Raw genomic sequence first — 24,944 nt, forward strand, 5'->3', positions numbered from 1 at the left:
GGATAGTACAACGCACAGTATCGTCAAATGGCTAGTTGTCTTTGGTTGTCTACCAAGACGATGCAACCATAGCATAAAAGATATAATAATACATGTGACATTTTTTCTCTGAATGTGACAAGTCAGGAGCGACGAAGTGTTTGATCGGCTTCAATATCCTGAATGAACCCTAAACGAAGCCGCCTTTTCACGCTGTCATCAAACTGGGTGTGGATCCAAGTCGTAACGAGTTCCGCTGCTTTGACTCTGTCGGTCGTTAATGCACCAAGAGCGAGTATGTTGGTATCGTTATGCTCACGGGACTGCTTGACCGTGTAGCCATCACTGCCCAAGACTGCGCGAATACCATTGACCTTGTTCGCGCAAATAGACATGCCCACTCCCGTACCACAGATGAGAATGCCAAAACGAGCGTCACCTTGCTTTACATACTGGCATGCTTCAACGGCATAAAAAGCCGAATGGGTGATTTCCTTAGTATCGCTGCCAAGATCAATGACTTCATGACCTAATTGAGAGAGATGCGCGACGAGATGACGTTTTAAATCGACCCCATTGTGATCGTTGGCGATGACCAGTTTCATGCTTGCTCCTGCGTTAATACGTTGTCGAGACAGTGCTTGGCGAAGCGCGGCAGTATACTCGTCGCTAGCGGTGTTTGACAGGTCTTGGTTTGCAGGTCACTGCAGAGTTTATCGCCCAGTTGTGTGTTTAAGTCTGCGATCATGTCGTTCATGATAGCGGCAGAAAACTCAGGATGAAATTGTACGCCCCAGGTGTTGTCGCCCACGCGAAAAGCATGGTGAGGATCCATTTTGCTGGCGGCAAGTCGGTGAGCACCAACAGGCAGTGTGAGCACCGATTGGTAGTGGATGGCTTGAGCAGGAAAGGTATCCGGTAGGGAAGAAAAGATTGGATCGTGCTCTGGGTGTTTAGATATTTCCACCGTGCCTAGCTCCAATCCTTGGGGATTAACATCCACCTTGCCACCCAGAGCATGGGCGATCAGCTGATGGCCAAAACAGATACCGAGCATCGGTATGTGCTGCTGATGCAGCGCTCGAATATGCTGACTCAGTGATGTCATCCATGCCGTCTGCTCGGTCACCATCGACAACGATCCCATAATGATCATACCCGCTAATTCATCATAAGGTGGAAAGAGGCCGTGGATACCATCATGAAAGCGAATGGGCAGGGGTGTGGTTCCAATCGCCTCTTGAGCCCAAAGTTCAAAATCACCATATTTTTCGAGCTGATTTTGGGGCGCAGAACCGACGTTGACGATAAGCAGTGATTTCATAGTGGTGGACTCTCTTCCTTGGTCATGGATGTAATCTAGAGAATTTACTGGTTAGACGCAATGTCTTGCTGGTGACTACTGAAACCACTGGCGCAGCTTACCAACCCGTTGAATGATCAAAGCGTCTATGGCCAACACAACCAAGATGGTCATCCCGCCGAGCGGAAAGAGTAGCCCAATGATGAACAGTGTCACTAGCCCAACCTTCCAAACTCGATCACTTTGAAAGGTTGGTGGTACACCTAATCGAGCGCGTTGAGGGCGGCGTATCCACCACATCATCGTGCCTGAAACACAGAGAAACAGCGTAATAAGGCAAAACAAAACATTGAATACCTTGTTCCACAACCCGACATCGCCTTGATGAAGTGACACACTAGCTGCCATCCATTTGGCAAATATGGTGTAGTCTTGCCACGTTACATCGAGAACGGGCGTCCCGGAGTATTGATCGAGATGGAGTGTCCGGTCTTGGCGAGGGTCAAAATTGTCGCCATTCATCGAATTGGCAGCAATCGTGTAAACGCCTTTTTCACTAAGTGGCAGATAAACATGGTAGCGAGTAAAGCCGAGTTGATGTGCCTGCTCGACCACCTCGTCGAGCGTAATACTACCAAGATGAGAGTGTGTCGCCGCTGGCATCTGGGTGGTCATATTGGTGTGATCGTGGGTTGGACCCTCCTCAGATTGAGGAAGTGGGGTTTGTTCAAGATTCCACGGCATCTGTTTGTGGCCAGTTGGGTTTAAGTCTTGATGCGTAAGCTGAGAATTCGGCTTTTCTCCCCATGTGTAGTAGGTGGGAAAGGTGTTCCAAGCTTGCGTTAATTTGGCGCCCCAAATCCCAGTCCAGGCGAGACCTGAAATTAAGAAAAACAGCAACACAAGTGACAACACACCGCCCAAGTTGGCATGTAAGTCACGTAACAAGACTCGACGGCCTTGACCCAAGCGAAGCGTTAGAAAACCGGCTCGTCTTGCATGATCATTTGGCCACCACAAGGCCACGCCCGTCACAACCAATAAGATGCCTAAGCTAGCAGCGATCTCTAGCAGTCGATCGCCGACGTCACCGATCAGCAGGTTTGCATGTATGCGGTTTGCCCATTGGTACACGCTCCGGTTGCGTTCAATCGTACCTTGCAGTGTGCCTGAGTATGGATTCACTGCGACTATTAATGAGCGACCATCTTGTGTTTCAAGCGAATAACGATTGACGGTATCGTCGCTGCGAGCAGGCGAGAATTGGGTGATGGTTGCATCAGGAAAAGCGGCGTTGACGCTGGCCATCTGCTGGGTGAGAGAGGTGGTGTGATGTTCCGGTACAACGGCTAATATTGACTCGTACCTCGCGAATTCGATCTCCTCATCAAACAGCATAATGAGACCGGTGAGCGAGAGTATGATCAAAAATGGGATGACAAAAAGCCCGGCATAAAAATGCCAACGCCAAGTCATAAAGTAGCGTGATTTAATGTGATGAGATTGAGCGCTCTTCGCTTCTAACGAGCTTGACGACATAGCGATTTCCTTTTGGCTGCTTTATTCACAGCGACGACATTGGTGATGGTGGCGTGTACTTGTGTTATATCGGTCTATTGTTTTTATATTGATATTGTTGGCGTATTTAGCACGCGACACACATTGGCGTATGAGCGATAGGATCCGGTAAGACGTGTGCGTTGAGTGAAAATACGTTTTTGAGTAACTCAGGGGTGAAGATATCCTTCGGTGAACCTTGAGAGACGACCTCACCTCGGTGCATCACCACTAAATGGTCGCAGTAGCGGCATGCTTGATTTAGATCGTGCAGCACCACAACCACTGTTTTCCCTTGGTTGTTCATCTCTCTCATCAGCTTCATTAGCTCAATCTGATGGGATAAATCTAAGTAAGTCGTCGGCTCATCCAACATCACGACATCGGTGTCTTGGGCAAGGATCATAGCGATCCAGACACGTTGTCGTTGTCCTCCTGATAAGCTTGAAAGAGGCACAGGCGCGAGGTCTGAAATGCCGGTCTGCTCCATTGCGCGCTGAACCAGCGCTTTATCATGGGCATTGAGTCTGCCCCAATGTGAAAGGTAGGGGGAGCGGCCATATTCAACCAGTCGTTGAACGCTTATCCCTTCGGGACTTTGGAGAGTTTGCGGCAGTAGTGAGAGCCGCTGTGCCAGAGACTTTTCCCCAAACGATGATAAAGTGGTTCCGTCCAGTAATATCTCACCGTGCATGGGTTTGTGTATGCGCGCCAGTGCTTTTAACAGCGTGGATTTTCCACAACCGTTTGGACCAATTAGGGCAGTGATGCGTCCTTTGGGGATCGAAAGGTTCAGATTGTTGATTATCGTGGTGTCGCCGTATCCGACGCTCAGGTTGTGTACTGTAATCATTACCAGCCCTTGTAACGTTGCAACAAATAAATGAAATAAGGCGCACCAATCAAAGAGGTTAAGACACCTGCGGGTAGCTCTATCGGTGGCTGCAGACCGCGGGCCAGTGTGTCAGAGGCAAGAACAAGTGTGCCGCCAATGAGTGCTGCGCCGGGAATCAAGGCTTTATGCTGATGACCAAACAGCATTTTCGCAAGGTGGGGTGCCAACAAGCCGACAAAACTGATGGTACCGCAGATGGATACGCTAAGACTTGCCAAAACGACAGCGCAGAGCAGTGCTCTCCACTGCAGTTTGGTGGGAGTGACACCGAGAGAGGTGGCACTGTCGTCGCCTAAACCGAGAATATCGAGTCGCCAAGCGAGCCAAAATGCATAGGGGACCAACACCACTAATGTGAACCAAATAGTGGGAACGTGTGTCCAGTTCCGACCCCACAAGCTGCCGGTAAGCCAAACCATAGCAGTATTGATTTCCATTGGATGTACCACCATCAAAAAGTCGATCAAGCTGGCAAGGAAAGCGCTGATCGACACGCCAATAAGGGCTAATTTTGTTGGTGTGGGTTGAGTGGTTGTGTTGATGATGTAGATGATTGCCGCAGCGCTTATGCCACCAAACAGTGCAGATAAAGATAACAAGTGATTAGGCGCCTGAGGAAAAAATACCATCAATGCGGTCGCTGCGAGCCCCGCTCCGGCACTGATGCCCATGAGGTCAGGAGAAGCTAATGGATTACGAATGATCCCTTGAACCAAGACACCCGACAACCCCAAGCCCGCGCCGACACCGATCGCTAAAATGACACGAGGCAATCGATATTGGTTAACGACAAAGTCGTACTCTCCCCCGTAGATCAGAGTGTGCGCCACTTGAACAGCGGATAAATGCGTTGCGCCGGCAATTAGGCTGACAGCGATCAAGCTAATCAAGATGGCAGAGAGAGTAAAAAATACAAGTCTGTTCATGAGTCTGAGTGACGAATAGCGAGGTAGATAAAGCAGGGTGTACCAATCAGTGCTGTGATAGCGCCAACGGGCGTTTCTGCGGGAAAAGCGATAGAGCGTGACAAAGCATCTGCCCATGTGACTAGCGCTGCGCCGAGCAGTGCGCAAGCGGGCACTAACACGACGTAGTTACTGCCGACTAAGCGTTTTGCTATGTGTGGAATCAGCAAGCCAACAAATCCAATCGGCCCTGCGACGGCAACACTTGATGCGGTGAGCAATAGGATAGCGATACTCGTGATGGCTTGGGTCCTAGGGATGTGGATACCGAGACTGATCGCTGACTCGTTACCTAGGGCAATAAGGTTTAAGTGACGACTCACCGTTACGGCCATCGTGAGCCCAACTAAGCTGATTGGCCATAGAGTATGCCATTCCTTCCAACCCAAAGAGGAGATGGAACCCGCAAGCCAAGTGATGATCGTATAAGCGTTATCGTCGACAAGTATCACAGAAGCACGCGTGAGACCTATCAGCAAGGCATTAAGCGCAATACCTGCAAGCACCAGTTTTAGGGGATTGGAGCGAGAGCTAAACACGCCACCTAACAACATGGCGGTTGCACCGCTTAGCATACCGCCGATACCTGCTAGCACAATACTGGGAAATTCAGACAGTATAGGTAGGTTGAGGGCACCAAGTGCCATGACGCAAGCCGCACCAGAGTTAATCCCTAGTACAGAAGGAGAGGCGAGTCGATTTCGCGTTATTCCTTGCATCAGCAGTCCAGCAACAGCGAGGTTTGCGCCGATCACCATGCCAGATAAGACGCGAGGGATGCGTATTGTTCGAATGATTTGTTGCTCAATACTCGGTGATGGGCTGGTGCTCATGGAATACCAAAGGTCAATCACGCTGAGAGGGAAACTAGACCACGCGATGACAGAGTAGCTCACTCCACTCAACAAGGTGAGCGAAAAACACAGCCAAACCAACTGCTTAGAAGTCAACATGGGGAGTGACTCCATTCTATTGACGATTGTACGAAGCGCGGAAGTGTAACCGTTATGATAATTACAATCAATTTCATCATTAGATAAATAAAAAATAGTTATAAAAGCTGTATTTTGAGTTGAAATGCTAATGATAATAATTACCATGCGCATATCTTGCCGGCTGACGAGCCAGTCGAGCACGATCACGACAACAAAAAGCGCATAAGCGCGTACATGTAAGGTTTTTATCTCATCTATGAAATTTGCTGCAAATACTATCACTCAATGCTTGGCCCTCTCGCTAGGCGTTACCTCGGTTGCGATGGCACAAGACCGCTCTAGCGACGAGACAGCTGAACTCGACACTATGGTCATCGTCGGTCAACAAAATTCGTATCTCGACCCTAGCGTCAACACCGCGACCAAAACCGATGTGGATCCGTTGGAAACGCCGCATACGGTTAACATCATCAACCAACAATTTCTTCAAGATATCCGCGCCAATACGCTGGATGATGCCTATGGCTATACCACAGGGTTAAGCCGCTCTGGGGTAGACGCAGATAGCTTTACACTCCGAGGTATGCCCGCAGATTTAAATACCATTCAAGTGAATGGCCTGCCTGGATTAGCGTCTCGTTTCGGCTCTCCTACAACGGCGAACGTTGAGCGTGTTGAAATCCTCAAAGGCCCCGCTTCGATACTTTATGGGCAAATACAGCCGGGTGGGCTGGTCAACATCATTACTAAGAAACCGCAAGAGGTTGCTTCCGTTACGTACGACGTATCTGCAAGTAGTTACCTCACAGAGGTCAGTGGCGTTGGCGAGAATAATGGATTTACCGGTACGCTCGATTCGACAGGGCCACTTAACAGCAGCAAAACATGGTTGTATCGAATGATTGTGAGTGGTGAGCAGTCCGACTCGTATCGTCAAGACGTCGATCAGACCAACTATTATCTGTTCCCCAGTTTAACCTATCAACCGTCAACGGCCACAGCGCTCACCTTTGGCTTAGAGCTTCAGTCTGAGCAGCGTGTGGCAGACAACGGACTGGCTGTCCTCAATAACGACATCAAACAGATTGCTTCGCTGGATACCCATTATCAATCAGCGGATGACACAGACGAAGATAAGGGACTTGTGGCGTTCGCCACTTTTAATACCGCATTGACTCGCGCCTTTGATCTTACCCTTGACTGGCGCAGTGTGTGGCATGAAGACTCACGTCATCTCTACGAGACACGTGATGTAAAAGACACGTCACAGTCGGTTACCGTGAGAGATAGAGATCAAGTCAATAAGCGTGAATATCATTTTATTGATGCGAGGAGCACAGGCAGTATTTGGCTTGGCGATATTGAGCATCAACTGCTGATTGGTACCAATATCGGCTTAGAAAAGCGCGATTTTTTGCGTGAAACCTACGCGACGAGCAGTGTAGACTTTTTCGATCCCATCGATATCACAGAGCGTGATGAGAGTGCGTATAACGTGGATCATCGCATTACCGACTACACCAACTACGGTGCTTATCTTCAAGATACTGTCTACCTTACTCCCGACTGGACGCTGATGGCGGGCGTGCGCTACATGCGCCAAGACGTAGACTTCGATTACATCAGTAAGTCAACTCAAGATACTCAATCCACGGATGCATGGGTGTCGCAAGCTGGCGTTGTTTATAAGCTAGCGGCTCGATCATCGCTATACGCGAGTTATGGAGAGAGCTTTAATCCCAATAGTGTTGAAAAGAAAAGCGCCAGTGATGAGGCGTTTGATCCTGAAGAGGGGCGTCAATACGAAATTGGTCTCAAAACCGACTTGATGGGATTGGGCAGCCAATGGACGCTGGCCTATTTTGACATTGAAAAATCGAACGTGGTTGAGAAAAACGACAACGGCGATTATGAATTGCTTGGTGAAGTACGTAGTACAGGGATTGAGACGGAACTGCTAATGCAGCCCGTGGACAACTGGCAAGTCAAGCTTGGTTATGCCTATGTTGATTCAAGAATTGCAGCGAATGCTGATGAGACGATAGAAGGGAATCGCACGCCGATGTCGGCCTACCACGACGCCTATGTTTGGACTAAATATAACTTCCCTTATCAGATTGCGGGCGGTGTCGTGGGAACCACACTCGGCGCGAATTATGAAGGTGCGCGATACACTAGCGAAGATCCGAGCTCGAGAGTGGCGTTGCCTGCTTATGTCACCGTGGATCTCGGTGTTCAATATGAGATGACGGATTACCGAGTATCGCTCAATCTCGCCAACGTATTTGATGAAACGTACTACGTTGGAGGCACGGACAGCCATCGTATTTACGCAGGTGATCCTCGCGAAGTGACACTGAGCTTAACGGGTCAATTCTGATGCGATTGGCCAATATAATGGGTGTGTTGTTTGTACTGTGTGTGAGCACAGTACAAGCAAATGTCAGAGGCACCAATGCAGCGGCGTACCCGCAGCGGATTGTTGTATTGGAGTATTCTTTTGTGGATGCACTGGCGGTGGTGGGAATATCCCCCGTTGGGATTGCCGATGATCATGATCCAGAGCGAATTATTCCTCAAGTGAGAGAACGTATTCAGCCTTGGACATCGGTTGGAATACGGTCTCAACCCAATCTAGAGGTGATTGCCCAATTGAAACCGGATTTGATCATCGCGGATGCGCACCGTCACCGAGTCAGTTTAGATGATCTCAATGCCATCGCGCCAACCTTACTGTTAAAAAGTCGCGGTGAAAGTTACCAAGATAGTTTGAACTCGGCGTTGACCATTGGGCAGGCTGTTGGTAAAGCATCGGAGATGCAAGCAAGGCTCGCTCAACATCGCGCGTTCATTGAGGCCCATCGAGGGCGTTTTCAAGGGCAAGGTAACGTACAGTTCGCTAACGTGAATGATCGAGGGATGTGGTTACATGGCCCTCAGTCCTACACCGGTAGCTTGTTGTCTGAGCTCGGGTTACAACCCGCAATGCCTGAACTGACCGAGAGCCATCTCGTCGAGGCAAATTTTGAGTTGTTGTTGAAAGTCAATCCAGATTGGTTGTTTTTCAGTAAACGCTCGACAACAACGCTACTTGACCAATGGCAAGATAATCCGCTCTTTAGGTTGTTGAATATTAGCGGTAATCAGCAGGCTATCGAGGTTTCTCCGCAGGTGTGGTCGCTTAATCGAGGCATCTTAGCAGCTGAAGCTATCGTCCGTGATCTTGAGAAAGCGATGGCAAAATCACCACAGGATTGAGCCTCGGTGTAGGTTGATTGAGTGTCAGCGATGTGACTCAGTGTCTGTCAACAACAGCCTTCACTATTGGCGAGCACTACGGCATCAGGGCGTCGCGGTTGAGATGCACCTTTTTGAGCGCGGAGGGCATGGTTTTGGACTGCGTGGAGCAAAAGAGCAATCGGTCTCTTGCTAGCCAACGTTGCTGCACAACTACAACTGGTTGTTACAGCACGGCAAGTAAGTCTTCGCCGCTCATCACCAGTGTAGGTTAAGGTTCCTTGTCTTGATGTTTGACTCATTGGCTGAAACAATGGTTTGCATAACAAACAGCGCATGCGTCTACAAAGCCGCTTTGCGCGCGTCAAGGAGTGAATAGTGAAGTATGACGTTGCTATCGTCGGGGCAGGTTCTATGGGCATGGCCGCTGGTTATTTTCTGGCGAAAAAAGGACAGAAAGTCATTTTGTTGGATGCCGGGGATCCTCCCCACCACAATGCCAGCCATCATGGTGAAACCCGAATTATTCGCCACGCGTATGGTGAAGGAGAGGCTTATGTGCCTCTCGCGCTTAGAGCGCAAGACTTGTGGCAGGAGTTGGAGCAAGAATCCAACCAGTCGTTATTTCTTAACACCGGCGTTCTGAATATGGGAGAGCGGGACTCTCCATTTATTCAAACCCTTATTGCCAGTGCCGTTAAGTACCAGTTACCTCTCGATATTCTTGATGCCTCGCAAGTAAGTGAACGCTTCCCCGGCATTACCTTACCAGACAACTATATCGGCTGTTTCGAATCCACATCGGGCGTATTGCGCTGTGAAGCGTGTATTCGCGCCTATCGGACCCTAGCCATTGGGCACGGTGCTGAGCTACTGACTTACCACGGCGTTGATAGTATAGACATCCATGAGTCAGGCGTAACACTCACTTCTGGAGAGACAGTGATCTCTGCTGACCGGTTGATTGTTTCAGCAGGCGCTTGGTCAGCAGAGATACTTCGTCAACTCAATTTGACCTTGCCGATGCAACCGACCAGAAAAACCTTCGCTTGGTTTGAAGCTGAGGAGACAAAGTATGGACAAGATCATTTTCCAGCGTTTTCTTTTGATTCACCAGAAGGCATCTATTACGGTTTCCCGAGTATTGACCAAGCGGGCCTCAAAGTTGGACGTCATGATGGTGGGCAAGCGCAAGATCCTAACTTGGACATAGAGCCTTATGACAGTGTGCATGATAGCCATGATTTGGAGCGTTTCTTAGCCGCAGTGATGCCAGATGTTGGCAATTTAATGTACGGAAAAACATGTATGTACAGTATGACAGAAGATGAGAATTTCATCATCGACAGGCACCCTCAGCATTCTCATGTACTGATTGCGGCGGGCTTTTCTGGTCACGGGTTCAAATTTGCGAGCGTGATAGGGGAGATGTTAAGTGAGCTTGCCTACAATGGGCAGACGCAATACGACATTTCAATGTTTTCACTTGAACGATTCTCGGCGTAGAAACGCATCAGATATCTATCCGCTGCGATGCGGAGCATCACGCTCACCGCGGCAATGGCTCGGGTGAGCGGTGGTGTTTATGGGATCAACACAAACTTACCAAAATGTCGTTTGCGTAAGAACTCCGTCTGTGCGTTGGCAATTTCTTTAAGCGGAAACGTCTTCGCGACTAAAGGTTGAATTTCATTTCGCTCAATGTAACCAATTAAGTTTGCGAAGACAGGTTCATCCCATGCTGTCGTGCCTATTAGTGTGATGTCCTTGAGGTAGAGCTTACGTAAATCTATGTTGACGATAGGTCCTGCGATTGCGCCTGAGGTAGCGATTCTGCCGCCACGTTTGAGCAGCGCTAAATGTTGACCAAATTTGTCGCCGGCGACGTTATCAATCACAACATCAACGCTGTTTTCACCAAGAATGCTTGGTAAGTCTGCGTTTCGGTCGTAGACCTGAGAAACCTTCAGTGCCCGGATGGCAGAATGATTAGCTTTTGAAGCGACCGCGATGACTTTAGCACCACGACGTACTGCTAATTGAACAGCGGCTGAACCTACGCCACCAGAGGCTCCTATTACAAGCACGGTATCAGAGCGCGAAACTTGTGCACGATGCAGCATATTCTCCGCAGTACCATAGGCGCAGGGAATGCTTGCCAGTTCGACGTCACTCCAACTGGATTGAACGGTAAAGACTTCAGTGGCGGGTACTTTGACGTACTGAGCGAAAGCACCATCAAAATCCGAGGCCATCCAGATGTTGTCTAGGCTGTCAAAACCGTGTTTTCGGATGCAGGGACGAACCAAAACGCGTTGGTTGAGCAGTGATTGATTCGTTACATCGAAGGCGTCGACTACAATCCCACATGCATCCGTCCCTTGGATTAATGGAAAAGGTGTGGCGTCGCTCCAACCTCCATCAGACAGTGAGCTAAACTGCTTCTGGTTCGCCATGTCGTCCGTTGAGCCAGTCACGTCTTGTGAATACCAACCCATACGTGTGTTGATTTCTGTGTTGTTTACGCCGGCGGCAAGCACTTTGACCAGTACCTCGCCGGGTTGAAGTGTCGGCATCGGTACATCTTTGTACTCCAATTTGTCCAAACCACCTTGAGCGGTAGTGACGATGGCTTTCATGGTTTTCTCTGGCTCCATAGGTCGCTCCCCTGTTTTTTCTTGCAATGCGATCGATACTTGATATTGTGTGTATAGTGATCACTATACTTTCATCTTGGAGTGTCAATGTCAAAAAGAGACGATGTGCTGAACGCTGCTGAGCAATTGTTTTATCACGAGGGCTTTCATCGAACTGGCGTTGCCAAGATTGCCCAATGCGCGAATACTACCCAGCGTACGTTATATAAGCATTTCCCGAGCAAAGAGGCGTTGATCCTCGCGATTATGAAGGAAAGGGAAGCGCGCTATTGGGCCTGCCTACAAGAAGTGGAGCTGCAAGCAGAGTATTCCTTTAAGGCCTTAGTCCCTTTTCTTGCGTTACGCCATTGGCACAAGCAGCAAGATCACGGTGGTTGTTTTTACCTACATGCTCTGGCTGAGTATCAAGGGAAACATGATGACATCGTAGATTATGTCCGCGATTATAAGCGCCGCCTTAGCGAGGATTTTGACACTAGACTCCAGCAAGATGGCGTATCACGACCTCACCTTTCGGCCTTATTGATGCTCATTTATGAAGGGATCACCGCTTCTTCTGCGTTGGAGTTGCCATCTCACACCTGGGATCAAACCGTCGACCATGTCTTGCAACTCTTGAACGATGCTCGTTAATGGGGCCACCATGAAAATTGAGAAATATTCCGCCTACCTCTTACTTCTGACCACTATGCTTGCCGCTTTAGGATGGATTTTTTCCAAAGAGACAGTGCGCGGCCTTCCTGCATTTGCTTTTATCAGTAGTCGCTTTATCTTGGCGTCTCTGTTTTTGATGCCGTTTTGCTACAAAGCATGGAAGCAGACAGCGTTAGCGGCCTGCGGGAAATCCGCTGGCGTTGGGGTGTTATTGGGTTCGGCACTGTTGTGCTGGATTCACGCGATTGACATCAGTCATGCGCTGGGTCAAGGGGCTTTTATCATGAGTCTCTCCATGCTCTTGGTCCCGCTGACAGCTTGGGTACTGTTTCGCACACGTCCCGAGCGGTGGTTCTGGTTCGCACTTCCGTTTGCAGTGTTGGGTCTTGCGTTATTGGCGCACGATCCTAGTGAGTCTTGGCAGTTGTCACAGGGTCAAATGTGGTTTGGTTGTGCAGCCCTCATGTTGGCCCTTCACTTTAACGTTAACAGTCGAATTGCACGTGAAGTACCAACGTTGCTTCTGACGACCTTGCAGCTTTTTGTCACGGGAGTGATGGCCGGGATTGCCAGTGCTTGGTTCGAGGTTTGGCCAGATACCGTCGATGCGGATATTTGGGCGTGGTTCACAGCGAGCACGTTATTAGCGACCAGCCTTCGATACTTAATGCAGACAACGGCGCAAAAGTACATGGCGACGGCGAGTGCCGCCTTCATCATGATTTTGGAGCCTGTGTGGACTGTGGCGTTAAGTGTCAGCGTGTACGGAGAGAGGCTGACTTTCTCCAACCAAATTGGCTGTGGAATGATTCTGCTGGCGCTAATGGTGTATCGCGCGCCGATGCTTTGGAGAAAATGAGCAACACAAGCGACGTATTGGTGCCAAAGCACTTAACAATGTTTAAGCCGCTATAAGTCCCTTAAGAGAGAAAATGTGGTTGGGGAAGCATGTTGTTTTACTCATCTTGATATTTTTCAAGCTTGTTGTAGAGCGTTTTGACACTGATACCGAGTTTGTTTGCCGACTCAGTTTTATTGCCCTCAGTTTCTTCAAGCGTATTCAAGATAGCAGCTTTCTCTAGCGTTTCCAGTGCAACGCCTGCGGGGACGAGGTTTTCGATGGGGGACCCTGTTTCTAGTGGAGGCGCATCAAACACTAGGTGCTCTTCACCAATGACGTCATCGGCCAGTATGAAAGCGCGCTCTATGGTATGTTTTAGCTCTCTCACATTACCAGGCCACTGGCTAGCGGCGATTTTATCAAGCGCACTGTCAAGAATGGTTTTTACTTGGTTTTCATTTGCATTGCGGTGAGCAATGAAATGCTTCGCTAGGCCGACAATATCATTCCCACGTTCTCTAAGTGGTGGGACGTAAATGGGGAAATGAGAAAGCCTAAAATAGAGATCTTCGCGAAAGAGTTGCTGCTCGATGGCTTCTTTAGGATCACGGTTTGTGGCGGCAATGACACGTACATTCGCGATGTGAACTTTGCTGTCTCCAACGGGACGATACTCTCCTGTTTCAAGGACGCGCAATAACTTAACCTGATGCTCAATCGGCATTTCAGTCACTTCATCAAGAAACAAGGTACCGCCCTGTGCTTGCTTAAATACACCATCATGCGGTTTATTTGCGCCAGTAAACGCCCCTTTTACATGCCCAAATAACTCACTGTCGACGAGCTCTGGGCTAATTGCTCCGCAGTTAATGGCAACGTACGGTTGCTGCTTCCTCTTGCTCGCAAGGTGAATTGTTTGAGCGACCAGCTCCTTACCAGAGCCGCTTTCGCCAACGATAAGGACATTCGCTTCGGTTCGAGCGACGCGACGCAGTGTCCTGTACAGGTCGTGCATTTGCGAAGAGGAGCCGAGCAACAGACCAAACTGGTCTAAGTCGCTGGTGGTAATGGCTTCGCCCTTGGTTTGACTTTGCTGATAGAACTGGCTGATTTCACTCAAAGTTTCATTTAAGACAGACATATTAACCGGCTTTCTATAATGGAAAACGGCGCCTAGATGAGGGAGGGCATCGATGTTGTCATGCGGATCGCCTGAGCTAATCAAAATGATCTCCATCGAGTCGAACAGATCTCGAGTACGAAGACGTTGGTAGTCGTCATGGTTAAGCTGCGTGACTTCAATCAATGCGACATCGGGCTGTTTATTTTCGAGTAGTGTAATCCAATCGTCTGTGTGAGAGCAGAGGGTGACATTAAAATTCGACAGCTCAGAGCTGGAATGAATCATGTCGCTTAATTGAGGATCAGACAACTGGATAAGCAGGTGGGGTAGCGACATAAACGTTGTCCTTTTTACTTTGATAGAGTCAATGTACGCGCATTATTGTATAGGTACAAGGAATGCGAATGTCATCATTCATTCAAATACACGAAAATAACCGAACCAGAAACAATATGAGTTGAGTTCAACGACTTGTGCAGTAAACGATCGCTGGTGAAAGTGAACACTAAAATGTTACATGTGCGGTGTGTAAATAATTCAAAACCTTTCGACTTATGAAAGATGGTATTGCTAGGAAAATAATCTAAATCGTTAACATTCAGATGGTTACGTTTTTGGCGTGAGGTTTGCAACGTGACAGTGGCAAAAGTGAACACTCATTAGCAACGTCAATTATGGAGAGTAACAATGAATAAATTAGCCACAGCGATCGCTTTAACGACATTGATTTCCGTTCCAACAGCCGTATATGCGGAAAATAATTGGCAAGAAGAGGCAAAAGATGCTTGGTTGGATGGGAAGGCAGAAACAACACTACTTCTAAATAGCAACCTCAATTCGTTTGATATCAACACGGATGTTAATGAAGGTGTGGTGACGCTCACAGGTTCTGTTAACAACGATTTGGAAAAGGCCCTCGCACAGGAGCTTGTTTCTGGTCTAGATGGTGTCAAATCGGTAGAAAATAAGCTCACGGTTTCTGAGACGCCTGCCGACGCTACTTCAGAGACACTCGAAGCGATGACAGACACAAAAATCACCGCAATTGTCAAAACCCGCTTACTGTTGGATACCAACGTCAGTGGCAGTGCTATAGAAGTTACCACGCAAGAGCAAGCAGTGACGCTCGCCGGACAAGTGAGTTCTGACGCCGAACACGATCTGGCTATCTTGATTGCCAGCAACACCAATGATGTGACACGCGTTATCGACAAGCTAGAAATTGTTCAATAGAAACGTCATCGCATTCAAATCCCGTACGTTAATGCAATACGTTCCAATAAGGAGTTTGTGATGATTCGTTGGATATTTATTTTCCTGCTGTTGGCGTTGGTTTCTGCACTCTTAGGGTTTACAGGCATTGCAGGTGCTGCAGCCACTATCGCACAACTTATCTTCTATTTGTTTGTTTTGTCTCTGATTGTTTCTTTGGTGATGTACTTTACAAGTAGACGTTAATAAAAATTGATAACTGACATAGGAAGGCGAAATATGAAAAACAATCACTCTATTATGAAATGGGTAATCCCACTGGGATTAATGTTTACCTTAGCGGCTTGCAGTGAAGAAGGCCCGATGGAAAAAGCCGGTGAAAAAATGGATGAGGCCGTACAAGATACTCAAAATGCCATTGAAGACAGCTGTGAGAATATTAAAGAAGAGCTGAAGGCTGAAGATGAAGATTGTTAATCTTTTTCTTAATTTTTAGTAAGCAAAAAGGGAGGGTTAACCTCCCTTTTTTAGTCTAGAATAAATTTATTTCCCTAGAGGGAACGCCCTTACCTATCTTATTATCTTCATCACATGGGAGCTGAACTTAATTAGAGTTGGAGCTGCTTTTCTATTTCATCATTTTCCATCTGCATCGCCGCGACCCAATACGAAATTTGCAGGGTCAATGAACGATCCGTTATCTCTCGCAAATGAGTGCGAAGAGCTATGATCAGTTGGGTATTCGCATGATACATGTGCTGATAGTCATCAAACGATTGGTCATCTTTTGAGTGAGAACGTTGTGCGTGAGCAAGGCGTGACAATACCTGCTGAGACTTCTGTTTGAAAAGCAGCTTGGCGACTCGATTCATTAGCGCTTGCTCTACAACGACAAAGCGATGAGCACTTCTCGTTAATGTATTGTTGGGCCGTTTTTTAAGCAGAGTTAGACTACGGGCATGATGATGGATAATAGAGGTCAGCATATTCTCTAGCGTATGGGTAGTTAACTTCATTGATACCTCTCATGATTCATCAATATTATTTCTCACATTTCAATTTTTAAAAATCATCTGTTTTATTGGTGCAGGTAATATGCCAGTACGAGTTGTTTGTTTAGTGTTGTTCTTTATGGTGATATTTTTATTTGTTCTCTATATGCCATGAAAAATTTACCGACTTTTTGGCTTAACAAAGAAAAAATTACATTAACATTCAACCATGAGAGCATTTAAAGTCATTATTTGATGAGGTGTGGAAATAAGTTTATGGGTGGCACGGTTCTCGCTTGTTCTACTTTGAACTCATTACTCATTGTTAGGAGATTTCCATGGCTACAGCAAAACAAACAACAGCAAAACAAACAACAGCGAAAGAAACAGCAGAGAAATCGAAAGAGCAGTTGGAAGAGGCGTACGAACTCGCAGAAAAAGCGGCGTTCGAAGCCGTTAATGCGATCAAGCAAGAAGCACAACAAAAGTGGGGTGAAAGCAGTCACCAAGCAGAGCAGGTCGCTCATTCAGCGGGCGATGTCATTAAGCAGAGGCCACTGTTGAGTATCGGCTGTGCGTTTTTAGCTGGTTGGGCAGTATCTAAATTGATCAAATAGCACTGAGACAAATACTGAACGATTGATGCGCGCAACAGGCACGTTGCGCGTTTGAATCCACCTGTTTAAACAGCATAACCAGTGAGTAACCGAATGACAAAAGACGAACAACACAGTGACAGTGTAGGTATCGACTCAGAGATGGAGAAAGCGCAGTTGAGCGAGCCTCATCGATCACAGCCTCAGGAGATCTGGGACGACTTGGCTGGCATCGCAGCAGAATCAGAACGCTTGAGCGTCCTCATTCGCTCTTGGCTGCTGTCGAGCGCGAAGCTATTTCGGCTAGAAAGTCAATTGAGTGCAAGAGCGTTGGGATCGGCGCTGCTATGCTCGATCCTATTTGTGCTGTTGTTGGTGCTTTTTATTTTTAGTCTTTCGGTTTCACTCGGCATCATCATTTATTGGTGGACATCCCAACTCCCGCTTGCGGTTTTGACTGCGCTATGTTCACTTGGTTTGAGCCTTATCTTGCTGATATGGCGACAAAATCAGTTACTGAGGCTTGTGGGCTATACACACACTAAACAGCAAATTAAGGAGGGTTGGGATGCGCTCACTCAAGCAGTTGAAAAAGGAAACCGAGCTCACTCGAATGGAGAGTAAAGTGGCACTCAATCAGTGTTTACTGCATTACCGATTATGTCGGCACTTAACGGCTCGTTTCATTGATAGGCACCCTTGTTTTGCCTTTGGTGGAATGGCGCTTTACGGTGCAGCTGTGGCACATCAAGCCATTCTGAGTCCGTCACTTTCGAGGTCCTTCAGTCGACTCGTTGTCCGGTCTGTGTTACCACGCCTCGCGGGGAGTAGATAGTTCGATGAAAAGTCGTATCACCATTTCCATGAGTCTCGTCCTATCGGTACTGCTTGTCGTTGTCACGGTAGTGCCGGCTCTTTACTTTGCGAAAGCGTTTTTGATGCCGCTGGTTGTCAGTAGTTTTATTGCACTAATGTGTAGTCCTTTTATCAACTACGTTGAATCCAAGGGGATGCCTCGAACCTTAGTCGTTGTTCTCGTGCTGTCTTGCTTAGTGGGCGTGTCGTTGGTAGGTTTTTCGGCTATGTCAGAGCCCGTCAAGCAGTGGTGGTCACAACTGCCTGATATCGTAAAAAGTGTCACTCAGGAAGTGAGCGAAGTGGCCAAGACCACAGAACAGCAAACCGGAGAGTCGCTATCGATAGCCGGTGATATGGATGACATGGGTGACAGTACGCTCTTTTCGTTGCTGAAAAGCTTAGCAACGGCAACGCCCGCCATCGTTATTAACGCGATGATGGTGCTGTTTATGGTGTATTTTATGCTTAATCACGGACGTGGTTTATACAGGCAGATGGTACATTGTCTGGATAGCTTTTCGCAGCAAAAACAAGTCGTGGGGTTAGTTAAAGCGTTGCAAAGCGATCTCTCGCGTTATGTCAGTACCATCACTTTGGTCAACGTAGGGTTGGGTGTCGCGGTGGGCTTAGTGTTCTGGATATTAGGGATGACTGACCCCTTTCTTTGGGGGGCATTGGCAGGCATGCTGAATTTTGCCCCTTATGTCGGACCGCTCATTTCAGCCTTAAGTTTTACTCTTGTGGGCTACTTGCAGTTTGATTCCTTGAGCTTAGTGTTGGCGGCGACCTCGCTTTATTTAGTGTTGAACTTAGTTGAGAGCCAATTCGTCACGCCGACGCTGCTCGGCCGACGATTCAATTTGAATCCACTGGTTATCTTCGTATGGTTATCCTTCTGGGGATGGCTCTGGGGGGGGATCGGATTTTTGGTTGCAGTCCCTTTGCTCGTCAGTGTCAACTTGTTGAGAGAGCGTGTCCAATTGGTCGACTGGCCAACACTGAGCCGAGGAGGTGAGCATGAATGAATATGTGGATGAGCTCGATTTGGGTCTGGGAAAGCGTCACCTTGTTGTTCAAAGGCGTTATGACGCCCTCGGGGCAGTCAACGATTTACTCATAGCGATTTGGTTTTTGGTCGGTAGTATTTTTTTCTTAAACGATGCACTTATGTTGGGTGGTACTTGGTTATTTATTGTCGGTAGTGCCCAGTTGCTTATTAAACCGGCTATCAAGCTAACTAACCTTGTGCATGTCAGTCACATCCAGCGCGAATGATGCCTACAAACATTGCTCCGTTCACAGTCATCTTTTTATCCATGAAGTCCGTATATATGAAAAATTGTCGTCGATTCGTTAATCGGTCACATTTCTCATTTATTTATGGTAAGTGTTTGACGATATTAGGCAACCTAACGTATTGACAACTATAATAAGTCTGTTGTGGTCAAGGATGGCACGCAGCGAAAAATGACGTCGAGAGACTGGTTGAACCGTTGATGGAGTACGGAATGAAAGAAAAAGAGATCGAATTGCTGCTAAGCAAAATGAGCCATATTTTCGATATGAGTCGAGATGGTTCATGGTTTATGGGAAGGGATAGAGTGATTCGACACTACAACCAGCACTTTTATAGTCAGTTTGATCTGCCCTCCGATGAGATTACTTTGGAACAGTGGTTGTCATTGGTTCATCCTACCGACAAAGCACTGTTGAGTGAACGTGTGGACGAGCATGAGCAAGGCGACTCTCGCGAAATGGTCACCGAGTACCGCGTGAAAACAAAGAGCAATGGGTACATTTGGCTTGAGGCAACGGGCGTCATTGTTGCCGATGAGGGAGGCAGTTATATGGTCGGCTCTCACCGTGATATCAGTGAACAAAAGTTGCTAAGAGAGTATTTCTATCGTGTCGCCTATCACGATGGGGACACAGGGTTGTACAACAGACTCAAATGGATCGAGGATATCGAACATAATGAGGATGGTGCTGTGCTTATCACTGTGTCTGTGGATAATTTCAAAGATTACGATCGACTTTGGGGTGGCAGCTTCGCGAAAGAAGTCGTTGCGCGGTTAGTCAAATGGGTAAATGAACAACAAAGTGACTACGAAATCTATCGAGTTTCCGAAACCCAATTTGTATTAAGAACGCTATCTGGATTATCTGTTGAGGCATTGACTCTGGCGTTGAAATCATTGCTTGAAGCGTTCAATGACGAGATCTATGTCGATGAGCATCTGCTGACCGATGATGTTGCAGTCGGCGGTTTGTATGAATGCGATTTGGATCGCGATAGCCCATTAAGTCTTCTTTATCAGATTACCGATTATGCGTCTGATAATGGCGGGATCACCGTCTATCAAGGGGATGTGAAAAATGCTATTGACCGCTGGTTTGTTATCAAAGATTCGATTCGATCGGCGATAGAAAATGAAGACATCACCATCGCTGTGCAACCGATTTTTGACAGTGTAACGAATCAAGTCATCAGTTATGAGGCTCTCGCCAGGTGGACACATCATGACTTAGGTTATGTGTCGCCGGTTGAATTTATTCCACTCGCCGAGCAGCGTGGTCTCATTTCTGCATTGGGAAAGCTAGTCTTTAGTAAAGCGTGTGAGTTTGTGCGTCGTTGCCCCATTGATAGTGATAATCGACCTAAGGTCAATATTAATGTGTCGGTGATTCAATTGAGAGATCCAGACTTCGTGACCGATATCGTGTCGATTGCAAATCAATACAAGGTGCCGACTTCGAGGATCGTATTGGAGTTGACGGAGTCTCACATTCTCGATAGTAGTACGGTGTGTCATGACCAAATCTCAAAAGCAAAACAGGCGGGATTTGAGATATCTCTGGATGATTTTGGCGCAGGTTACAGCTCAATCATAAGCTTATTTCGACAACCACTGAATCAAATTAAACTCGATAAAAGCTTAGTTGAAGATTGTCAGCACGATGCGTCCTGCCGAAACTTGGTGACTTATCTGGTTCAGCTATGCAAAGACAAAGGAATGAGCCTTGTCTCTGAGGGGATTGAAAGTGCGGATATGCAAGCTTTTATGCAAGAGTTAGGCGCTTCTCATCTGCAAGGTTTTGGATTGGGTAGGCCTGAACCGATCGAGGCATACCTGCACGAAGAGCCGATTGAAGAACTGAATCAGAGTGTCGAGTGATAGCACACCTCAGTGCAGAGGCTAAAGCTAGGCTATCTCACATCGCTATCACATTGTTTGTCGACAGGTGGGCGTTGGAACCCACCTAGCGATACCTCAGAGTATGCTGCCACTCTGAGAGGTGGTCAATGTGCTCAGGTCCAATCCCACAACAGCCACCAATGACGCTCGCGCCACGTTTCGCCCATACTTTGGCGAGCTGTAAGTACTCTTGCGGTGAAAAGTGTCGCATTTGTTGGAGTGTACCGTTGGCTTGGTGCCCCGATAGAATAGGCGAAAAGCTATTGGCATAAACCCCTAGCGTCATCGTAGTATTATGGGCGTTGATGACCGAAGTCGTGTCGATAAGTGCTTGTTCGATCACTTCGGGAATCGAACAGTTAAAAAACAGACCATCTGCTTGGCGGCTTAGCATTAGAGTCACCGCCTCTTTTACCGACTCACCAGAACGAAGTTTTGCTTCCTCAGTGACTTCATCGATAAGCGTAAAAGCAAAGTGGACGGGCTTGTCGCTGATACTCATTGCCTTTGCTATCACGCGCGCTTCTTCCAAACTTGAAATCGTCTCGACCAGCCAGAGATCAACATAAGGCGCTTGAGCGTGATACAACGCGTGAGTCAAAGCGCCGGCTCTCTCGGCGTCGAACAATTCAGGCCGATATGAGCCAAAGAAAGGCGGAATAGCACCTGCGACAAGAACGTCACGTTTGCTTTCGTCAGCGGCTTGTCGAGCGAGCTTTGCTGCCAACTTGGCCAGCTCGGGCCCTCGTTCTGAAAACAAGGTTTCACCCAGGTGAAACGGTACGCACGCGTAGCTATTTACTGTGATGATTTCAGCGCCTGCATCGATGAAGCTTTCGTGGGCTTGTTTCACGTAATGAGGCGCCTCAATTAGGGCTTGAGCACTCCAAAGTGGTTGAGAAAAAGGTGCGCCAATGCGCTTGAGCTCTCTTCCCATTCCTCCATCAAGAATCGTCAATGTTGTCATTTTTAGCCATCTATACTTCTAAATTTCCTAAGTCCCAATGTAGATCACTTTTTCTTTAGAGTAAAACCCAGCCTTATTCAATTTCATCATGAGCTATGTACAGAAGATGCGCTCAAGTCATTTGGTCGAAGTCACAGATCAACGTTGGCGCCTGGCGTCTAAACATTTTGTTGAATAGTGATTTGTACTGCCACCCAAGATTTAATAGCCGTTTTGCTAGGCTCTGGTTTTGTATGGTGGCCACCTCAACACCTCGATATTGGTAAGGGTGGCTTTGAATGTAGCGAATAAACCGCTTTAACACACCTTGACCACGAACATAGGGGGCAAAATTTACCGAAACAATGGAGAGTCTCTGGCTGCCGAGCGGGCAGTGAACCAAGCAATGTCCGTGTTCATGACTTATGGTGGCGGAAAACTCGGGAAATGGAGTCGTTTGATGAAGTTCTGAGAGCGAGTCGTACTCTTGGCAAAGGTGTTGAAGTAAGTGCTGGGCGTGAGGATCCATAATTAGCCTCCAAGCTGGGTGCTTTGGGTTGCGATGCTTCAGCCGCTATTTTAAAGGTTAATGTAGGAAGAAAAACGGAAAAGAATGGCGAGGTGAATTGCCGCATTTTTTACATCAGCAGAAATGTGCGCTGGTTTTGTGATTCAGAACCAGCGCTACTAATGGAATGCGGGTTATTTGACGAACTTTTTAAAAGGCGCGTCGATCGGTGTATCAGCGAGGTGATTGGTGTAGTTACTCATTACTTTTTGTGCAAGTCCAAGTACGATTTCCAACAGCTGCTGCTGACTATAACCAGCCGCAAAGAATTGTTCGATCTGCGTATCGTCAATCACGCCACGCTGACGCACCATCTGCAGTGTTGTTTCGCGAAGCGTCTCTAGTTTTTGGTTCGCCAGTGGGGTTTGGTTAACCAACGCATCGACAATCTCTTGGTCCACTTTCATTGACGCTGCAATCGCGCTATGAGCTGGTACACAGTAGTGACAGCCATGTTCGACGTTGATGGTTTGCCAAACGACCGTCAATTCTTCTGCGTTGAATGAGGTGCTTTGAAACAGACCATGTAATACCTGATACCCCTCCAGCAGTGCTGGAGATTCAGCCATCACAGCATGAAGGTTGGGTAGCATCCCAAATGCTTTCACTGAGTTTTCGATTAGAGGCTTGGACTCTTTTGGCGCGTTTTCTGCGGTGTATAGTTTAAATTCTGCCATGTTTCATCTCCTGGTAGTGATGTTGATTAAGTTCGACAGAGTCAGCATAGTTGATTTTGAGCGGTCGCTCAATATAAAATTGAGCACATGTTCAAAAATGGTGGTTAATCATGGCGAATACAAAAAAATTTCAACGTGAGGAAGTTGTGAAGGTCGCATCCGATCTATTCTGGAAGAAAGGCTTTCACGCGACGTCTACCCGAGATTTACAAGAGAATGTGAACCTTCGCCCTGGTAGCATCTATGCGACATTCGGTTCTAAAGAAGGCTTGTATTGTGAAGCATTAAAGATGTACGTCGCGAATCTTCAGGCCCAGTTTGAGGATCACTTAGCGCAACATTCAGCGGTTTTGTCCGCGTTAGAAGCGTTTGTTTTAGATGTAGTGATCACGCAGCGCCATACAAATCCCAGTGCCATTTGTATGTTAGTTAAATCGGCCAGTGAGTTTGACGAAGGATTTGATACGCTTCGCTCGCAAACGCAGGGCTTAGCGAATCAATTTGAAGCTTTTCTTGTCACATTGTTCGAACAAGCGATTGCCAACGGTGAGGTAGAAGAGCAAGACCCACTGCACCTTGCACAATGGTTCCAGATCCAGTTCACAGGTCTTAGAGCATACTCACGTCGCAGTGACGACGAAACGTTAAAGGAATTGATCGCAACCATGATGAACGGTTTTCGGCGTGAATGGCCACACAAATAGCTGATTACACGTTTTTCTAAGATTAAACAGGAGTTTTTATGATAGTGATAACAGGAGCGAGCAGCGGTTTAGGTGCGTCATTGGCAAAGCGCTATGCGTTGCAGGGAGAGCGCGTTCTCATTACTGGCCGGAGCAAGCAAAAACTCGAAAGCGTATTGGATGGCATACCGACCACATCAGCCTGTTATGCTTGCGACCTCACTGATCATTTTGAGACAGAGTCGCTGTTTTCAAATATAAAGACGCCGCCTCATACCATTATTCATTGTGCTGGTTCTGGTTACTTTGGAGCGATTGATGATCAAGAGCCCAATAAAATCCGCACACTGATTGATAACAATCTGCACTCGGCGATCAATGTGCTACGAGAGGCCGTGCGTCGGTATCAAGATAAACCGGTGACAATTGTAATGGTGATGTCTACTGCAGCTCTTCAACCGAAAGCCGGTGAATCCACCTATTGTGCGGCAAAGTGGGCAGTGAAAGGTTTGATTGAATCGGTCAGGCTGGAGTTAAAAAGCAAGCCGATGAAGGTGGTCGCTGTCTATCCTGGCGGAATGGATACTGAGTTTTGGCCGACAAGTGGGAAATCGCTAGATACTCATTCGTTCATGCATCCGGACGAGGTAGCAGAGATGATACATAGTGCCTTGCAACAGGTAGGCAATGGATATGTATCAGATATCACGGTTAATCGGATCTAGAGTTAGGAACACCGGTTCACATTAATCTGCTAAACTCTTCGTCCTTTACCTGACTAGGAATCGCTGACAATGAGCCAAGAGCAACCCAATAACCCGTTACATGGTTTAACCCTTGAGAAAATACTTGTACGTTTACAAGAGCACTATGGCTGGGAGGGGTTGGATGCAGAGATTCCAATTAACTGTTTCTATAACAATCCTTCCATCAAATCGTCGCTGAAGTTCTTACGCCGAACTCAATGGGCAAGAGACAAGGTTGAAGCGCTCTATATTGAAACCTTCTGCCAATGAACAAATAAGCTCGTAAAGCTATAGGCTACTCCAACGTTATGCTTGAGAGAGAT

Annotated in this window: 28 protein-coding genes; 16 read left to right on the forward strand and 12 right to left on the reverse strand. The window is 47.5% G+C overall.

Features of this window, described 5'->3' with window-relative positions; translation table 11 throughout:
* Window positions 1-122: 122 nt before the first annotated feature.
* The 6 genes from AC6R1A_RS02920 to AC6R1A_RS02945 all read right to left on the reverse strand — a co-directional run bounded on the left by AC6R1A_RS02920 (window position 123) and on the right by AC6R1A_RS02945 (window position 5,652).
* Window positions 123-584 carry an RpiB/LacA/LacB family sugar-phosphate isomerase gene (locus AC6R1A_RS02920; protein WP_500629748.1) on the reverse strand — a complete coding sequence of 154 codons (462 nt, stop codon included), beginning with the start codon at window positions 582-584 and terminating at the stop codon, window positions 123-125.
* A complete protein-coding gene (locus AC6R1A_RS02925; RefSeq protein ID WP_500629747.1) occupies window positions 581-1,303 on the reverse strand; it encodes a glutamine amidotransferase in 723 nt (240 codons plus the stop codon). The genes AC6R1A_RS02920 and AC6R1A_RS02925 overlap by 4 nt, the downstream gene beginning before the upstream one ends.
* Before the next feature lie 75 nt (window positions 1,304-1,378).
* Complete coding sequence (locus AC6R1A_RS02930; RefSeq protein ID WP_500630439.1) at window positions 1,379-2,821, reverse strand: PepSY-associated TM helix domain-containing protein; 1,443 nt, start codon at window positions 2,819-2,821, stop codon at window positions 1,379-1,381.
* Between the two features lie 106 nt (window positions 2,822-2,927).
* Window positions 2,928-3,692, reverse strand: a complete 765-nt coding sequence (gene fecE / locus AC6R1A_RS02935) for a Fe(3+) dicitrate ABC transporter ATP-binding protein FecE (protein WP_500633292.1) — start codon at window positions 3,690-3,692, stop codon at window positions 2,928-2,930.
* Entirely contained in the window at window positions 3,692-4,660 is a 969-nt protein-coding gene (locus tag AC6R1A_RS02940) for an iron chelate uptake ABC transporter family permease subunit (protein ID WP_500633293.1), read from the reverse strand. The genes fecE and AC6R1A_RS02940 overlap by 1 nt, the downstream gene beginning before the upstream one ends.
* Window positions 4,657-5,652, reverse strand: a complete 996-nt coding sequence (locus AC6R1A_RS02945; RefSeq protein ID WP_500633294.1) for a FecCD family ABC transporter permease — start codon at window positions 5,650-5,652, stop codon at window positions 4,657-4,659. Before AC6R1A_RS02945 ends, AC6R1A_RS02940 begins: the two co-directional genes overlap by 4 nt.
* A 238-nt stretch (window positions 5,653-5,890) precedes the next feature.
* Between AC6R1A_RS02945 and AC6R1A_RS02950 the strand changes: the two genes are divergently transcribed.
* The 3 genes from AC6R1A_RS02950 to solA all read left to right on the forward strand — a co-directional run bounded on the left by AC6R1A_RS02950 (window position 5,891) and on the right by solA (window position 10,377).
* The gene (locus tag AC6R1A_RS02950) at window positions 5,891-8,014 is read left to right on the forward strand and encodes a TonB-dependent siderophore receptor (RefSeq protein WP_500633295.1); all 2,124 of its coding nucleotides are present in this window, start codon (window positions 5,891-5,893) and stop codon (window positions 8,012-8,014) included.
* 41 nt (window positions 8,015-8,055) lie between these two features.
* Window positions 8,056-8,892: a Fe(3+) dicitrate ABC transporter substrate-binding protein gene (locus AC6R1A_RS02955; RefSeq protein WP_500633296.1), complete on the forward strand. Its 837-nt coding sequence runs from the start codon at window positions 8,056-8,058 to the stop codon at window positions 8,890-8,892.
* A gap of 357 nt (window positions 8,893-9,249) precedes the next feature.
* Window positions 9,250-10,377 (forward strand): N-methyl-L-tryptophan oxidase, encoded by a 1,128-nt coding sequence (gene solA, locus AC6R1A_RS02960; RefSeq protein ID WP_500633297.1) that lies wholly within the window; start codon window positions 9,250-9,252, stop codon window positions 10,375-10,377.
* A 77-nt stretch (window positions 10,378-10,454) separates the two neighbouring features.
* Here solA and AC6R1A_RS02965 read toward each other — a convergent pair whose 3' ends face one another.
* Window positions 10,455-11,528, reverse strand: a complete 1,074-nt coding sequence (locus AC6R1A_RS02965; protein ID WP_500630446.1) for an alcohol dehydrogenase family protein — start codon at window positions 11,526-11,528, stop codon at window positions 10,455-10,457.
* Window positions 11,529-11,615: 87 nt separating this feature from the next.
* On the opposite strand from AC6R1A_RS02965, the gene AC6R1A_RS02970 reads away from it, so the two are divergent.
* On the forward strand, window positions 11,616-12,161 hold the full coding sequence (locus AC6R1A_RS02970) for a TetR/AcrR family transcriptional regulator (RefSeq protein ID WP_500630447.1): 546 nt from the start codon (window positions 11,616-11,618) through the stop codon (window positions 12,159-12,161).
* A gap of 10 nt (window positions 12,162-12,171) precedes the next feature.
* Entirely contained in the window at window positions 12,172-13,041 is an 870-nt protein-coding gene (locus AC6R1A_RS02975; RefSeq protein ID WP_500633298.1) for a DMT family transporter, read from the forward strand.
* Between the two features lie 97 nt (window positions 13,042-13,138).
* Here the strand turns inward: AC6R1A_RS02975 and AC6R1A_RS02980 are convergent, their stop codons facing one another.
* Window positions 13,139-14,482 carry a sigma-54 dependent transcriptional regulator gene (locus tag AC6R1A_RS02980; protein ID WP_500633299.1) on the reverse strand — a complete coding sequence of 448 codons (1,344 nt, stop codon included), beginning with the start codon at window positions 14,480-14,482 and terminating at the stop codon, window positions 13,139-13,141.
* Between the two features lie 351 nt (window positions 14,483-14,833).
* Here AC6R1A_RS02980 and AC6R1A_RS02985 point away from each other — a divergent pair, with 351 nt between their 5' ends.
* From AC6R1A_RS02985 to AC6R1A_RS02995, 3 genes are read left to right on the forward strand one after another with little or no spacing between them, the layout of a single operon-like run.
* Window positions 14,834-15,379: a BON domain-containing protein gene (locus tag AC6R1A_RS02985; protein WP_500628665.1), complete on the forward strand. Its 546-nt coding sequence runs from the start codon at window positions 14,834-14,836 to the stop codon at window positions 15,377-15,379.
* A 60-nt stretch (window positions 15,380-15,439) separates the two neighbouring features.
* Window positions 15,440-15,604 carry a DUF1328 family protein gene (locus AC6R1A_RS02990; RefSeq protein WP_334552359.1) on the forward strand — a complete coding sequence of 55 codons (165 nt, stop codon included), beginning with the start codon at window positions 15,440-15,442 and terminating at the stop codon, window positions 15,602-15,604.
* Between the two features lie 33 nt (window positions 15,605-15,637).
* The gene (locus tag AC6R1A_RS02995) at window positions 15,638-15,835 is read left to right on the forward strand and encodes a hypothetical protein (RefSeq protein WP_500628664.1); all 198 of its coding nucleotides are present in this window, start codon (window positions 15,638-15,640) and stop codon (window positions 15,833-15,835) included.
* A 131-nt stretch (window positions 15,836-15,966) separates the two neighbouring features.
* Here the strand turns inward: AC6R1A_RS02995 and AC6R1A_RS03000 are convergent, their stop codons facing one another.
* Window positions 15,967-16,374, reverse strand: coding sequence for a hypothetical protein (locus AC6R1A_RS03000; RefSeq protein WP_500633300.1), 408 nt, complete (start codon window positions 16,372-16,374; stop codon window positions 15,967-15,969).
* Between the two features lie 314 nt (window positions 16,375-16,688).
* Here AC6R1A_RS03000 and AC6R1A_RS03005 point away from each other — a divergent pair, with 314 nt between their 5' ends.
* From AC6R1A_RS03005 to AC6R1A_RS03025, 5 genes are all read left to right on the forward strand, one after another.
* Entirely contained in the window at window positions 16,689-16,967 is a 279-nt protein-coding gene (locus AC6R1A_RS03005) for a hypothetical protein (protein ID WP_500633301.1), read from the forward strand.
* Between the two features lie 93 nt (window positions 16,968-17,060).
* Window positions 17,061-17,570: a hypothetical protein gene (locus tag AC6R1A_RS03010; protein ID WP_500630452.1), complete on the forward strand. Its 510-nt coding sequence runs from the start codon at window positions 17,061-17,063 to the stop codon at window positions 17,568-17,570.
* Window positions 17,571-17,785: 215 nt separating this feature from the next.
* Entirely contained in the window at window positions 17,786-18,829 is a 1,044-nt protein-coding gene (locus AC6R1A_RS03015; RefSeq protein WP_500630453.1) for an AI-2E family transporter, read from the forward strand.
* Window positions 18,822-19,079, forward strand: a complete 258-nt coding sequence (locus AC6R1A_RS03020; RefSeq protein WP_487903787.1) for a YrhK family protein — start codon at window positions 18,822-18,824, stop codon at window positions 19,077-19,079. Before AC6R1A_RS03015 ends, AC6R1A_RS03020 begins: the two co-directional genes overlap by 8 nt.
* A 233-nt stretch (window positions 19,080-19,312) precedes the next feature.
* On the forward strand, window positions 19,313-20,980 hold the full coding sequence (locus tag AC6R1A_RS03025) for an EAL domain-containing protein (RefSeq protein WP_500633302.1): 1,668 nt from the start codon (window positions 19,313-19,315) through the stop codon (window positions 20,978-20,980).
* 85 nt (window positions 20,981-21,065) lie between these two features.
* Here AC6R1A_RS03025 and AC6R1A_RS03030 read toward each other — a convergent pair whose 3' ends face one another.
* From AC6R1A_RS03030 to AC6R1A_RS03040, 3 genes are all read right to left on the reverse strand, one after another.
* Window positions 21,066-21,968, reverse strand: a complete 903-nt coding sequence (locus AC6R1A_RS03030) for a homocysteine S-methyltransferase family protein (protein WP_500633303.1) — start codon at window positions 21,966-21,968, stop codon at window positions 21,066-21,068.
* Window positions 21,969-22,080: 112 nt separating this feature from the next.
* Window positions 22,081-22,476: a hypothetical protein gene (locus AC6R1A_RS03035; protein ID WP_500633304.1), complete on the reverse strand. Its 396-nt coding sequence runs from the start codon at window positions 22,474-22,476 to the stop codon at window positions 22,081-22,083.
* A 173-nt stretch (window positions 22,477-22,649) separates the two neighbouring features.
* Window positions 22,650-23,192 carry a carboxymuconolactone decarboxylase family protein gene (locus AC6R1A_RS03040; protein ID WP_500627629.1) on the reverse strand — a complete coding sequence of 181 codons (543 nt, stop codon included), beginning with the start codon at window positions 23,190-23,192 and terminating at the stop codon, window positions 22,650-22,652.
* Window positions 23,193-23,302: 110 nt separating this feature from the next.
* On the opposite strand from AC6R1A_RS03040, the gene AC6R1A_RS03045 reads away from it, so the two are divergent.
* The 3 genes from AC6R1A_RS03045 to AC6R1A_RS03055 all read left to right on the forward strand — a co-directional run bounded on the left by AC6R1A_RS03045 (window position 23,303) and on the right by AC6R1A_RS03055 (window position 24,891).
* On the forward strand, window positions 23,303-23,896 hold the full coding sequence (locus tag AC6R1A_RS03045) for a TetR/AcrR family transcriptional regulator (RefSeq protein ID WP_500633305.1): 594 nt from the start codon (window positions 23,303-23,305) through the stop codon (window positions 23,894-23,896).
* Window positions 23,897-23,934: 38 nt separating this feature from the next.
* Window positions 23,935-24,600, forward strand: coding sequence for an SDR family NAD(P)-dependent oxidoreductase (locus AC6R1A_RS03050; RefSeq protein ID WP_487903780.1), 666 nt, complete (start codon window positions 23,935-23,937; stop codon window positions 24,598-24,600).
* A gap of 69 nt (window positions 24,601-24,669) precedes the next feature.
* Window positions 24,670-24,891 carry a VF530 family protein gene (locus tag AC6R1A_RS03055; RefSeq protein ID WP_334552347.1) on the forward strand — a complete coding sequence of 74 codons (222 nt, stop codon included), beginning with the start codon at window positions 24,670-24,672 and terminating at the stop codon, window positions 24,889-24,891.
* The last annotated feature ends 53 nt before the right edge of the window (window positions 24,892-24,944 follow it).

This window comes from Vibrio sp. R10-SG3-ISO3, assembly GCF_059834225.1.

Excerpts from the sequence above, each read along its gene's own strand:
- AC6R1A_RS02940 (WP_500633293.1), bottom strand. The coding sequence starts at position 4,660 with ATGAACAGACTTGTATTTTTTACTCTCTCTGCCATCTTGATTAGCTTG.
- AC6R1A_RS03005 (WP_500633301.1), top strand. The coding sequence starts at position 16,689 with ATGGCTACAGCAAAACAAACAACAGCAAAACAAACAACAGCGAAAGAA.
- AC6R1A_RS02995 (WP_500628664.1), top strand. The coding sequence starts at position 15,638 with ATGAAAAACAATCACTCTATTATGAAATGGGTAATCCCACTGGGATTA.
- AC6R1A_RS02925 (WP_500629747.1), bottom strand. The coding sequence starts at position 1,303 with ATGAAATCACTGCTTATCGTCAACGTCGGTTCTGCGCCCCAAAATCAG.
- AC6R1A_RS02990 (WP_334552359.1), top strand. The coding sequence starts at position 15,440 with ATGATTCGTTGGATATTTATTTTCCTGCTGTTGGCGTTGGTTTCTGCA.
- AC6R1A_RS03020 (WP_487903787.1), top strand. The coding sequence starts at position 18,822 with ATGAATGAATATGTGGATGAGCTCGATTTGGGTCTGGGAAAGCGTCAC.
- AC6R1A_RS02965 (WP_500630446.1), bottom strand. The coding sequence starts at position 11,528 with ATGGAGCCAGAGAAAACCATGAAAGCCATCGTCACTACCGCTCAAGGT.
- AC6R1A_RS02945 (WP_500633294.1), bottom strand. The coding sequence starts at position 5,652 with ATGTTGACTTCTAAGCAGTTGGTTTGGCTGTGTTTTTCGCTCACCTTG.
- AC6R1A_RS03055 (WP_334552347.1), top strand. The coding sequence starts at position 24,670 with ATGAGCCAAGAGCAACCCAATAACCCGTTACATGGTTTAACCCTTGAG.
- fecE (WP_500633292.1), bottom strand. The coding sequence starts at position 3,692 with ATGATTACAGTACACAACCTGAGCGTCGGATACGGCGACACCACGATA.
- AC6R1A_RS03040 (WP_500627629.1), bottom strand. The coding sequence starts at position 23,192 with ATGGCAGAATTTAAACTATACACCGCAGAAAACGCGCCAAAAGAGTCC.
- AC6R1A_RS03025 (WP_500633302.1), top strand. The coding sequence starts at position 19,313 with ATGAAAGAAAAAGAGATCGAATTGCTGCTAAGCAAAATGAGCCATATT.
- AC6R1A_RS02920 (WP_500629748.1), bottom strand. The coding sequence starts at position 584 with ATGAAACTGGTCATCGCCAACGATCACAATGGGGTCGATTTAAAACGT.
- AC6R1A_RS02970 (WP_500630447.1), top strand. The coding sequence starts at position 11,616 with ATGTCAAAAAGAGACGATGTGCTGAACGCTGCTGAGCAATTGTTTTAT.
- AC6R1A_RS02985 (WP_500628665.1), top strand. The coding sequence starts at position 14,834 with ATGAATAAATTAGCCACAGCGATCGCTTTAACGACATTGATTTCCGTT.
- AC6R1A_RS03050 (WP_487903780.1), top strand. The coding sequence starts at position 23,935 with ATGATAGTGATAACAGGAGCGAGCAGCGGTTTAGGTGCGTCATTGGCA.
- AC6R1A_RS03030 (WP_500633303.1), bottom strand. The coding sequence starts at position 21,968 with ATGACAACATTGACGATTCTTGATGGAGGAATGGGAAGAGAGCTCAAG.
- AC6R1A_RS03045 (WP_500633305.1), top strand. The coding sequence starts at position 23,303 with ATGGCGAATACAAAAAAATTTCAACGTGAGGAAGTTGTGAAGGTCGCA.
- AC6R1A_RS02980 (WP_500633299.1), bottom strand. The coding sequence starts at position 14,482 with ATGTCGCTACCCCACCTGCTTATCCAGTTGTCTGATCCTCAATTAAGC.
- AC6R1A_RS02930 (WP_500630439.1), bottom strand. The coding sequence starts at position 2,821 with ATGTCGTCAAGCTCGTTAGAAGCGAAGAGCGCTCAATCTCATCACATT.
- AC6R1A_RS03000 (WP_500633300.1), bottom strand. The coding sequence starts at position 16,374 with ATGAAGTTAACTACCCATACGCTAGAGAATATGCTGACCTCTATTATC.
- AC6R1A_RS02975 (WP_500633298.1), top strand. The coding sequence starts at position 12,172 with ATGAAAATTGAGAAATATTCCGCCTACCTCTTACTTCTGACCACTATG.
- AC6R1A_RS03035 (WP_500633304.1), bottom strand. The coding sequence starts at position 22,476 with ATGGATCCTCACGCCCAGCACTTACTTCAACACCTTTGCCAAGAGTAC.
- AC6R1A_RS03015 (WP_500630453.1), top strand. The coding sequence starts at position 17,786 with ATGAAAAGTCGTATCACCATTTCCATGAGTCTCGTCCTATCGGTACTG.
- AC6R1A_RS03010 (WP_500630452.1), top strand. The coding sequence starts at position 17,061 with ATGACAAAAGACGAACAACACAGTGACAGTGTAGGTATCGACTCAGAG.
- AC6R1A_RS02950 (WP_500633295.1), top strand. The coding sequence starts at position 5,891 with ATGAAATTTGCTGCAAATACTATCACTCAATGCTTGGCCCTCTCGCTA.